At 42.7% G+C, this 12,657-nt stretch carries 6 protein-coding genes; all 6 read right to left on the bottom strand.

Annotated features, from left to right (window positions below; genetic code table 11):
- Positions 1-304: 304 nt before the first annotated feature.
- Positions 305-2,545 (bottom strand): polysaccharide biosynthesis tyrosine autokinase, encoded by a 2,241-nt coding sequence (locus tag ACAX20_RS09380; RefSeq protein ID WP_371185700.1) that lies wholly within the window; start codon positions 2,543-2,545, stop codon positions 305-307.
- 4 nt (positions 2,546-2,549) lie between these two features.
- On the bottom strand, positions 2,550-2,981 hold the full coding sequence (locus ACAX20_RS09385) for a protein tyrosine phosphatase (protein WP_371185701.1): 432 nt from the start codon (positions 2,979-2,981) through the stop codon (positions 2,550-2,552).
- A 23-nt stretch (positions 2,982-3,004) separates the two neighbouring features.
- On the bottom strand, positions 3,005-4,123 hold the full coding sequence (locus ACAX20_RS09390; RefSeq protein ID WP_371185702.1) for a polysaccharide export protein: 1,119 nt from the start codon (positions 4,121-4,123) through the stop codon (positions 3,005-3,007).
- 337 nt (positions 4,124-4,460) lie between these two features.
- A complete protein-coding gene (gene rfaH, locus ACAX20_RS09395; RefSeq protein WP_371185703.1) occupies positions 4,461-4,985 on the bottom strand; it encodes a transcription/translation regulatory transformer protein RfaH in 525 nt (174 codons plus the stop codon).
- 425 nt (positions 4,986-5,410) lie between these two features.
- Positions 5,411-11,440, bottom strand: a complete 6,030-nt coding sequence (locus tag ACAX20_RS09400; RefSeq protein WP_371185704.1) for an OmpA family protein — start codon at positions 11,438-11,440, stop codon at positions 5,411-5,413.
- Between the two features lie 64 nt (positions 11,441-11,504).
- Positions 11,505-12,653, bottom strand: coding sequence for a DUF11 domain-containing protein (locus tag ACAX20_RS09405; RefSeq protein WP_371185706.1), 1,149 nt, complete (start codon positions 12,651-12,653; stop codon positions 11,505-11,507).
- Between the last annotated feature and the right edge of the window lie 4 nt (positions 12,654-12,657).

Below are 12,657 nucleotides of genomic sequence, written 5' to 3' on the forward strand. Positions count from 1 at the left end.
GAATTTACTAATAAATGTAACATTACAGATTAGGAAGAAGTTTTCAGTCACATTGGGTGATATTTACAATAGTATTTATTTCAAATAACTCTTCCTAGGTTTTCTTAGGAAGAGACATTTCTATAATCTTTATTTAACTCCGAATGTACACAATAAATGGGTTATACATGGTGAACTAGACATAGACAATCTGATACGATACCGCTCTGCCCATACATCAGTAATAAACGACTTTACTAATCAAAAGCAATACAACTGTTTCATAAAACAAGAGCGAACTTTCGACACTTAAAGCTTAAATATATTATTTATAATCATACCCATAGTTGTAATAACCGTAATCACTCTCTCGCTTTTCCACTGCATTAAAAATTAAACCTTTAATCTCAACGCCGTTGTTTTCAAAGCGATTTACCGCTACAACGATTTCTTTTAATGGGTTCAAATCATAGCGCGCTAGCATTAATGAAGCGCCTGCATGCCGGCCGATAATGGCTGCATCTGTTACCGCTAAAATGGGTGGCGTATCAACAATAACTAGATCGTAGTCGGCTGATGCTCTCTCAATAAAGTCCGCGAAGCCTTTACTCATTAATAATTCACTTGGGTTAGGTGGCACTTGACCACGGCTAACAAAATCAAGATTTGGTTGCTTAGTCGAGCGAATACTCTGGTCAATATTGATATTACCAATCAAGTAGTCGGAAAGACCATTCTCAGCCTCTACACCAAATACTTTGTGAATATAGCCCTTACGCATATCAGCATCGATAAGTAACACTTTTTGACCCGCCTGTGCAATAACAGCAGAAAGGTTCGATGAAATAAACGATTTACCAACACCAGGGCTGGCACCTGATATCATCACCACATTATTTTTTGCTTCTAACATGGCAAAATGTAACGAGGTACGTAAACTCCTAATCGCTTCTATTGCCAAATCCGCTGGATTTTCGATAGCTAGCAACATTTCATCTTCAGCATCTGTTTTACGTTTACCACGCAACTTAGCTTTGCGCTTTATTGTATCAATGAACTTGGTTTGAGTTTCAGATAAAGGGACAGTTGCGTATACAGTCAGGCCTACATCTTCGAACGCTTGAGGGTTAGTCACGCCTCGATTAAAAGCCGATTTAATAATAATGTAAGCAACAGCTAAAAGTCCGCCTAATAAGGTAATAATAACTACAATTAAAGCTTTTTTTGGTTTAATGGGAAATCGCCCTACTTGCGCGTAGTCTACAATATTGATGTTACCCACCGTTGACGCTTTAACGACGTTAAGCTCTTGTACCTTATTTAAAAGTGCTAAATAAATCTGTTGATTTACTTCTACATCGCGAGCCATACGTAAAATGGTTTGCTGTGCTTTTGGTAAGTCTTTGATACTCGCGTTTAAAGTGTCTTTTTGTTGCTCAAGGTCTGCTTTTTTTGTCAACAAACTCACGTAACGCGGATGGGCCTTGGTATATTTTTGGGCGACATCGACTTCTAAGAAGGCCAATTCGTGGATCTTTGTATCTATTTCCACCAATTGTTCAAGCACCGACTCTGTTTCAAGAGTTAAGTCAACAGAATCGTTTTGCAAACGGAATTGGTTTAACGCTTCTTCTGCGTTCGCTTGCTTGGCATCAATTTTCGGTAATTCGCTGTTTAAAAAGGCGATCGACTTTTCCACTTCCTGGCTCATGCGTTTCACGTTTTGCATTAAAAACGCGTTAGCTATCGCATCCAAGGTTTTTTGTGCCATACGGCGGTCGGGTCCTTCAAGTGTCAAACTTAAAATACCAGACTGCTTGCCTTTTTCTGAAACTTGTAAATTATTTAGTAGATTTGTAATCGCATCGCTTCGGTGTAACCGTGTTAACTCAAAGGCTGTGCCTGGTTTGGCATTTAACTCTGTAATTAATAACTGCACTTGACCATCATCACTACGAGCTAGAGTATTGACTTTGCCTGATAACAACAACGTGCCATCTAAGTAGACCTGATATTCATTATCTTCACCTGCAACAACCTCTAACGTTATGCCAAGCAGTGACTGTTCAACGTTGTATTGAGCGACGCGAATTTTTTCACCACCCCATGCATAAGTATCAGACAAAAGGCCAGACATTAAAGGCGCATTAAAATCACTACCACGATAACCTCGAGCGTAAAATTCACCCAACTTACCAAAATATTTCGGCGCTGTGATGATATCTAAACGTAATTCGTCTACGGCATCACCAAGAACTTTGCGAGATTTTAGTAATTCTATCTCGGTTACCGCTTTTGACTCTGCACCAAAAAGATCTTCCATATCGCCAAGGCCTGGTACACCACTAGCCTTAGTTTCAATTTGCACTAACGCATCGGCTTTATAAATTGGCGTTTGTAATTGAGCAAAAACTATCCCAGCCAAAGCAAATAAAAGGGTTACAACAATAATCGTTACTTTATGCTCTAATAATAATGCAATATAACGAGCGATATCTATTTCATCTGCCTGATTATCATTGGCATTCGTTTGAAATTTATTAGATTTAATATTTTCTTGGTTCATTAGCTTATCCAAGTTTACTTGCCCAAAGTTTACAGTTGTGCTCTATTTGCTTAAATGATTGCTCGAATACTTCCATACTCTTTTTATAAGGGTCAGGGATTTCTTCATCATTATTCCACTTACCTAACAGCATGACTTTGCCACTCGCCGATGGGTACTTTTGCATTAATGTTTGCTGATGACGTTTTTCCATTACTAATATCAGATCGGCATCGCTAATAATGTCTTGGCTGATTTGCCGTGCTTTATGATCTGCACTGTTATAGTTGTGCGAATCAAGTAACTTAGCAGCATGTTGCTCAACACCGTGATCTATCATTGCCCCAATGCCAGCACTGGTTATATTTTTGTCAGGTAGCATCGACTGCAGTATGCGCTCTCCACTAGGGCTTCGACAAATATTGCCGATACAAACGACTAGAATATTATTAAACATGTAAACTCAATACCTTGTTGCGGTTATAACGTCTTATCTAAGTCATTTAAACTGTCTAAGCCACGTACTGTAGGCAACAGTAAAGAAATAACTTTATTCCAACGCGCGATAGGCGCACTGGTTACATACACTAAGTCCATTGGTTTTAAATTAAATTGGGTTGCTAATATTAATGCTGCGGCATTTGATGCATCCAGTTGGTAAACATCTGCTACTTTGGTCGCATCATCACTAGAACGAAGTATAAATATGCCACTCGCATCGGCTGTCATTTCATTAAAACCACCGACGTTACCTAAAGCTTCTGCTAATGTTAAGCCGCTTCGGTGAATGGGTAACGTTGCAGGGCGGTTAACCTCCCCCATAACAAAAACCTTGGTAGCATCGTTGCGAGGTACATGAATAATATCATTATGCTGTAACATTCGGTTTTGACTCATATCGCCTTTTTGATAAAGAGCGTACAAATCTAGATATTCTTCTGACGAGCCACGAGTTAGAATTATACTACGCCAGTCAGCATCGTCTTTAATTCCGCCTGCACTATTGATGGCATCAAGTAACGTAAGAGGTACATTCGCTATAGGCATCACTGTAGGTTTGTTGACAGCGCCGGTAATGTAAGTTCGTTTTGAACGATACGCCGCGACTTTTACATCTACTTGTGGGTTTTCAATATAGCGTGCGAGTTTTTGCGTTATGATATTTCTAATTTCTTCAACGCTTTGCCCTTTTACTAATACGCGACCAATATAAGGGTAAAATATATAACCTTCTGCATCGACAATATTACCCGCTTGCTCGGGATCACGGAACTGTCCAGCAGGTGTTGTTAGTTCGGGATGATCATAAACGATAACGCTAAGCACATCACCTACGCCAACAGTGTAGGCGTATGATTGTAATTGATTTTCAAGTTGTGGGTTTTGTCTCGCAACAGGTTGTTTTTCTTGAATAGCATTTAGTGTTTCAGGCGTGATAAGTATCGTATTTACTTGCGTGGTCACATCAAATGCCTGCTCATCATTTTGACCTTGATCTTCTGCACTAACGCCAACAATGTGCCCACCGGGAATAGTACATCCTGATAAAACACTGCTTACAAGTAACGCTAAGCCTAATTGCTTATTAATTTTTTTCATAGATTAATTTACTAACCCTATTGATTTGATATTCAAAATTTCTTACTGCGAACCTAGACACCAACTTAGTTTTCTAACTTGATGCTAATTCTTTAAGTAATACGCCTTTGCGATCTTGATTGAAATTCAAGCACGCTTCCGCCCATTGGTCTGGCTCCAAAACGCATTGTGACAATATGTTATCGTATTTTCTGTTTTCTGTTTTCTGTTGCCAAGCAGCCGCTTTGAGGTTACTCGGGGCTCTACCACTGTATTGCCGTAGAGAAGTTTTTGTTTTGCGTGTATATGCTTGCTTAGCCTATATGGTGAACACGCATATACACGGCACGTTTATTACCTAAGCTTCGCCTTTATCAAAGGCATCATTGCCTACTGATACCGGACTTTGTTGACCAAGCATATTGATCATCAAAATACTTCGTTCCAAGCCATCTTTGGCTTGATAAATTGCCGTTAAGCCTTGAAATGGGCCTTGTTGAATCGTTACCAAATCACCACTCTGGTAATCTAACATTTGCTCTAATGTTTTAGGTTGCGACGACTGTGCTTGATTAGCTCGAATTTGCTCAATTATATCAGCATCAATTGTCGCGTGATTCATACCAAAACGAACAAAAGCACCTATGCCACGCGTTGACCGTATGGCATTAAAATTTGCTTGTTCATCATCAAGTTGTATAAATAGATAATTTGGAAATAAAGGTTCTAGCGTGAGTGACTTAACGCCATTACGCTTTTTCACCTTTGATATTTTAGGTAAAAAGCAGTGATACCCCTGAGAGACTAAATTATCATATGCACGCTGCTCATCACGAGGCTTGCTCGTAAGGACGTACCATTTATATGTGACTGCTTTAGACATTTTAATCCCATACACTATTTATTCACTATGCAGAACTATCCGCTGTTCTGCGCTTTTATTCGAACAAATAATAACGTTTTGTTGTTTCTAGGCTCACTTAAGCGTCTGATTCTTATTCATGATAGTGCTTGTTTTTTGATAAAATCACAGCACTGAATCAGCTTAAGCGAGGCACAGTGTATATAACCTATTTTAGAATTACAATGAGTTTTTGCTCTATTTCGATAAGGCGTTTTTGATTGCGCAAATAACACTCAAATGGGGGGGGGAATTTTTAATAAAGGAGTTCTAAGTAAGTGAGCACTACCAATACCTATTCTCTAGTTATCTAACTTTCGCAAGGTTCATATCACAAATTACTAACCTCCGCTTAACAAGCGGTGTGATTAGGTCCATGAGGCAAGACTGTAATCACTAAGATTTAGCTAATCTTCAAAAATCGATTTAAAGGTATTTTGATCGGCTTTTATTCTAAAGCGCAAGAATGGGCCTTGGGCGGTATATTCGCTGCCGTTAAAGTCACGGTCCTTAAAGCCTTGTAGGTTATAACCAAAACTTATCCATACATTGCGCTCTGGGCTGTAACCAATGGAGCCACCATAGCCGTATTGGTAATTTTCAGCTTCCCATGAGTGCAGTACGTTAGCATGCAAGCCAACGTCCCAAGTTTGGCTTAGGTTATGGCGAACTTCTGCGCCAACTAAATCAGTAAAGCCCGCGTAGTCGTTCTCATCAATGGTTTCTAACACGTACTTAAAGCTGTATTGCAGCGCCACTTGAGTTTTATGATCCCACAAGTAGTTTGCGTTAATGTTATTAATAAAGCGTCGACTTCTTAACTGGTTAAATTCGCTATGTTGCTCGTCGTATTTAAACTCGAGCTTATCAAGAACAATCCAACGACTGGCCATTGGGCGATACGCCAAACCAAAACTGATTAATGAGCTAAGCGAGTCATTTTCGTCAATATTTGATTGCACGCTCAGCACCTCGACTTTACCCGCCATGACAATACCATCTTGTAAGTCATGTACGACCGAGCTTAATAGGTTGTATTTGTCATCACTGTCACTAGTGCGATACTCAAATAAACTGTCCCAAGCCCAGGCGTCTTTTGAGTAATTCGCGCCCGTCGAAAGCGCGGTAAAGTCTTCACTGTTCACACTATCTCGTGCAAAATCTGTCGCTTGTTGTTGCTCTTCTGGTGTGGTAGTCCCCTGCTCATCCTTTAATAATTGCGCCCGATCAAGACCAATATTAATATCCCAAAAATCATTAAGCTTAACCGTTTGCATAAGACCGTAGTTTGCAAACAAGCGATCGCCATTTTCACTGTGTTTTTGCTCAATATTTGTGCCTATGCTCATGCCGGTATATGGTCGTGCGCTCAAGCCAAGTAAACTGGCTTGTTCTGAGCCTTTATCACCAAACGAAAACTCTTGATCGGCGTTTAGTGTGATCCAGTCGGTAATATCGTAATCAGCACCCAAATTTAAGCGCGACGGGAAATCAATGGTTTCGTCATCGGCAAGTGTTTGCTCATAATCTGCTGTTAACACAAGGCGAGAATCAAATAACGATTGGCGCGCGCCTATTAACACTTGATCCGATTGCTGGCTTTCACGACGTTCACCGCCGCTTTCTTTTACCGTGCGCAAACCAACATAGTAGTTATCTGATTTTTGGTTTAGTTCAAGTCGCGCTTCGGCTAAATCGCGTTTTCGCTGCGATTGTAAATCTGTTTGTTGCGAAAGCTCAGCCGTTAACTGCAAATCTTCACTAAAACGATAACGCCCCTCAGTACCAACACTACGCAGTCCTTGGCTATTTTCACTTTGTTGGCCTAAACCAAAGCCGGCTTGTTCTTCGTTTACATAAATTTTGCCATCAAGCGCTTTGCCTTGGTGCTCAAGCTCAACCCGGTAGGCATCGCCTTTGTATTGCTCACCGTCAACGATGCTATCGGTGGTTGCCGCTTCAGCAGTAATACGAAGCTCATCGTTAACATTATAGGTTATATCAACACCGGTTAATGTACCCTGGCGCGAGCTTTGCCCTTCATCGATATGGCTAACCCCCAGTTCACCACCACCTTGCTCTGTAACTCCAGGCAACTTAACGCCAATCCGGCCACCGGCGATCACTTCTTCTGTACCAATGGCTTGCTGCATTTCATATTCAGCGACGATAAATATCGGGTTGTTGCTTCTATCAACGCTATTGATGGGGCGCTTAAAGAATAGGCTACCGTCGCTATAATCTATCGAGTAATCGACAAAACGCGTCAGCGATTTTTGTTCTATCACTTGCAGCGGGTCAAAACGATCACGCACTTCAATGCTGATGCTTTCTGTGTTTGGTGCTATGTTCTGGTTTGATAGGTAATACAAACCTGACACCCCTTCGCCTTGAATATCGTCGCGAATAAACAGCTGGTCGGTTTCGGCTGCAAAGGCGGTAATATTAAATTGCTCGCCAGTATACTCGGCTTTTACACCCGTTAAGCTTCGGTTATAGGCGGTGATTTCACCTTGACCAAGCCCGGTATTAAAATCACCAAATAAGGCGTAAAACTGATCGGTTTCTAAACGTAAATAAAGTTTTTCACGACTTGCCGCGTCATGCTCTTGGGTTGCCGCGTCACCATACAAAGTGTAATAGGCGCCGGGCGTGATGGTTTGGTTTAATCGCTCTTCATCTTTACGCTTTTTACTGTCGTACGCCATGGTGAGTAGCCAATCACCACGCACCTTACCTTTGGCATAAAATTTGACTTCGCCATCTTGATAAAAATCGCCATCGATATCAGCGTCATCAAGTGCTTGCATGTTGCCCGACAAATCGTTGTAGCCGGCACTGCCGCGGGCAAAACCCACAAATATCCAGTCACGCAAATATGGCTTTACGTAAAACTTAATTTTTTCAGATACGTTTTCATCGTAAATGATCTCAGCGCTGTACATACCTGCTTGCGTTACCGGATTAAATAACACCGTACCATCGGGTTTCATGGTCAGTTGTTCGCTTGGCGTTTGCAATACAGCGCGGTCATATTCACTTTGATAGGGGCTAAGTTGTGAGTTTTGAATACTCAATTTTACTTCTGCCGGTATATGGTTACCGTCCACATCGAGCAAGCCCAACTGTATTTTGATTGGTGATTTTCCGTCGGCAACATTACCGTTGGCGTTAAGCAAACGAACTTTTTGTACTTCACCAGTACGGACAAAATTTACCGTTTGCTCAAAACGCGCATTACCAAATGGGCCAATACCTTGCAGTACAAATTGATGCGCACCGGGCTCTTTAACATCAATACCTATGTAGTTATACGTCGTCAAACCACTGTCGGTATCAGTAGCTTTAAATGCTTGACGGTCTTCAGTGATCAACTCGTTGTTCAACGACAATTTAGGTTGCAGACGCGAGTCTAAGGCGAATCGCAACGAAATGGTTGGTCTCGAAACCAGTGCCCCCTCTTGCATCGACAAAATACCCGGCTCGGCTTTTTTCTCTTTTGCCTCTTCGGTAGCAAGTTGGGTATCGACAGGTGCAAAACCCTGACTTGTTTTTGTCGCTACCGCCGAGGTTTGCAATTGCTGCTGACGTTGCTGATACGCCTTAACTGCTGCACTAGTAGCCTGAATCTCTTGGGTATTGTTAACAGCCGTTTGTAAAAGTGTTTGCAAACTTACTCGACTTTCGGCGCCGCTTTGAATTTGCTCAGGGTTACGACTAGCAAGATTTTGATAAGCTATACGGGCAATACCAACACCGCTAAAATCAAACGTACTATGTTGACGCTGACTATCATCAACATTTTTAAGATCATAGTCGGCTATTTGTGCCACTGTCGGCACCAAACTAAAGTGCACCTGTTCACGACTCAGTTTATCAAGTGACCAAGTGAGTGTATTGTTGGCCAATTGCTGTGGCGCTGTGGTGCGTTTATTGACTTTTCCTGAGCCTGTAGCTAATTGCCAACCGTTCGGCACTTGATAGCGAATTTGATAATTGTCGAGTTGTAATCGATTATATTGGCTCAACTGGTTACGGATATTCAGGGTCACATCCAATTTTCTTGGCGTGTCGGTGATCCCGGCCAAAAATTCGATCTGAGCAATAATGCGACGGTTTTGTGCATGCGCTCGCTCGTCATTAGCAAAGTTAAGTGGCTTTAATTCACCGTAACCAACCGCACTCACTCGGCCCCTATCAATAGCAAACTGCTGCGTTAATATGCTGGCAATTGCGTTCGCTCGACGCTGCGATAGTTTGTGGTTATAAGCGACAGTACCAACAACTGACGTGTGTCCTTCAATGGTCACACGAGTTTCTGGGTTTTGCTGAAGAAAATCGGCGAGTTGTTTGATCTCATCAAGGTATACGCTATCGACTACGGCGCTATCATGAGCAAAATGTACCGCAAGCTCAACACCCAGCGTTTTACTGGCTCGAATACTTTGCTCAATGCTGATTTCACCTAAGGTACTGACTTTTTGTCTCAGATGAAAATTGGTGCGCCATAGCGTACCGCCCTGAACATCAACAAATTCAGAATATGGCGTACCTGCACGACGCGGCGATGGCTGACATTCAACCACTTCCAAATGTTCCGGCAGGCTATCTAAATCAACTTGCACAACATGCAAGCCTGGCTTAACACCTTCGATATGCCACATGCCGTTAGAATCGGTAGTAACAAAGGTACCATCTTGCATATATATACGCACACCTGGCACCGATTGCTCATCAACCGGCACACTAGACTCCGCTTGACAGTTGTCCCAAATAACCCGTCCCATGACGATGGCTTTTGAGCTAAACAGGTCTTCACTGATCGTAACCTTTGCCTTTGCTAACAGGCCCTGTGCGTGTTGCGATAATAAATACGCTGTATTAACGGCTTGGCCAAGCTCAGCGTCTGCGCCAATTTGGGTAACATAACGAATAGATATCGACTCTTCGGGCGCTAATCTTGGCACGCTAATATTCATAGTTACGCCATCGTCACTTAACCGCGGAGCTTGTGCTGTTTCACCATTAACACTAAGGCTACCTGACACATACCTAAAGCCTTTGGGTAACACATCAATCAGCGTATCTGCCGGCACCGCAGTTACCACGGATGGATTGCTAACGTCGATGGTAAACTGGACAAAATCGCCAATTGCAGCATTACCTTTGTTAGCCCGCTTAATTACAAATGGTTGTGCCGGTTCAGGATCAATCGGAATATCAATTTCAAGTGCCGGCCCCGGTTCAACGGTAAAGACCTCTAATCGGGAGCCTCGAGTCAGGCTAAACTGATCACCGTTAGGTAATTGTCTAAGCTCAGCATTGGTTTTGCTACTGGCGTTTGCTAAATAACCTTCTGGGTTGATGATCTCAAAGCGATAATCGCCTGGTTTCATTAATGGGAAGTAAAACTGCCCCTGTGCTAATTGATAGCGATTACCACCAGCATCAGTAACAACAGAGCCGGTACGTACGGTTGATGGATATTGGGTTATGCCATCGGGTGCAAATACCTCAGCCGCTTGCCCCGTGGCGACGTTAATAACGGTGATATCAACATCGTTCACCCCTTCGCCTGTTTCACTGTTAAAAATAATACCGTAAGGATCAACCAAGGCGGCTGTTGCCGACACATCGGTTTGGTCAAATCGGTCGACATAACGTGCGGTAATTTTGCTGTTTGCCAGTACAGACAGTACGCCATCGTGCTCACTGGCACTGGTATTTAGGGTGGCGATATAACCAATAAAAATGCCGCTATTCACATCGCTTTCAACCAAGACAATGACCTCTGTATCGGCACCGGTATCGGTACCTAAGGTAACCACAATACGCTCTCTGAGTTGGTCATTGCGATTTTGATCACGATCGGTTACACGAATAAATACAGGGTCGTTGGTGGCGTAACTACTGGTTTGTTGTAGGCCTAAATTGGCCGGAAATGTCAGCTTATCTTCACCAACCGCGCGCGACCCTGCAGGCAATGCCAATAAATAACTCAGATACGGGCCTACTACTTCTCCGCTAGCTGAATATTCACTGGTGATAATATCGTAATAAGTATTAGGGTCTGACGCATTGGGGTCATTAGTGGGTGATTGATAATGTAAAAATTCAATCGTTGATGGCGTTGGCTCGGTCGCAGGTTTTAATACCACTTTAATGGTGGTTTCACTGGTCAACTCTCCGCCATGAAACATCAACGTAGCTTTGTTAGTCACCTCGTCACCATGCTCGGCAAATTGTATACCGCTTGTCGCTGCCATAGCACTTGGCATCAACAATACGCATACAACAGCAAGCAGTGCAAAGGTAATGTATTTTATTGACTGTGCAGCTTGAACACCACAACGGCTAAAATACATTACCTTTGAACTGACGTTAAATTTTGAATAAACAAGAGCAACAACGCTGCTGGCCGATATGGCCAACAGCATTGTGAATGCTCTTAATAAATTTACTACCAGGTACATCACTCGGTTATATTACTGCTTTATATCGTTAGTTAATGATAACTTGGTAAGTAACTACCGCTGTTTCGCCAGCCAATATGTCGCCATCATCAGTAGCGCTGCTACTTTTGACCGACATACCGTCGACAGACCAAGGTAATTGACCTTGGTAAGCGTCACCATTTAAGGTAATAGAGTCAGCCACATAGGTTGTAAAACCTGGGATAACATCGACCACGTTAGCACCGGTTGCCGTACTGGTTGAGCCATTAGTGACGGTAATACGGTAAGTTAAGGTAACACCCGGTTCAGCTTCTTTGTATGTGGCATACATTGCATCTGCTTCGCCGGCTAATTTAACTTGTTTAACAAAAGTTACATTAGCTGGTGCATTCACATTAACCACGACCTCATTATTATCGCCTGTGCTCGTAACGGCTTTAGCGCTGCTGTCAGTTTGCGAGCTTACCGAAAGGTTAATGGTATGCTTGGCCTCTGTCGCACCACCATTAAGAGTACCTGCGGTTATTGTCACCACAACATCCTTTAGCTCACCAATTTGCACACCAGCAGGTACCGATGTTAAATCGCTCCCCGTGACCGTTTCCAGTACGATTTGCGCAGGTGATTCGGCAATGGTATTACCATCGGTGTTGGTGGTTGCCACGCTACCTTCGATACGCGAAATCACGCGATAAGTACCTGGGTATGTACCTGAACCATCAGATAAACGTACGATGTCGTTATCGTCAAACATATCAGCGGTACCTGCCGGTATTTTCAACACGTTTGGCGTATCTAGCGGTGCACTGACAATACTGGCACCCAGTTCAACAATGTTACCACCGGCAAACGAAATAGTAGGTGTATCAACACCTTCATCTTGGTTGTCGGCTGTAAGTACATAGCTGTCTTTACCGTTGGCATTGGCGGCAAAGGTGTAGGTAAACGAAATATTATCGCCAGTTTCTGCCGCCCCTGTGGTTTCATTAACGCTAATATCTACTGCGGCTGCAACTAACTTAACCTTAACGGTCGCAGATGCATAAGCACTGCCACCGTTATAGGTTAATTTAGCAGACGAGTGAATCGTCGCACGAGCACCGGTATTGGCGCTCGCATTGGCGGTAAACATTAATGCCAACAGCATAAAAGCTATATTAGCGAACCAATTTTTCGGCGAAGAATAACTCATCATCTTC

Origin of the sequence: Thalassotalea sp. Sam97 (assembly GCF_041379765.1) — a bacterium.
Taxonomy (GTDB): Bacteria; Pseudomonadota; Gammaproteobacteria; order Enterobacterales; family Alteromonadaceae; genus Thalassotalea_A; species Thalassotalea_A maritima.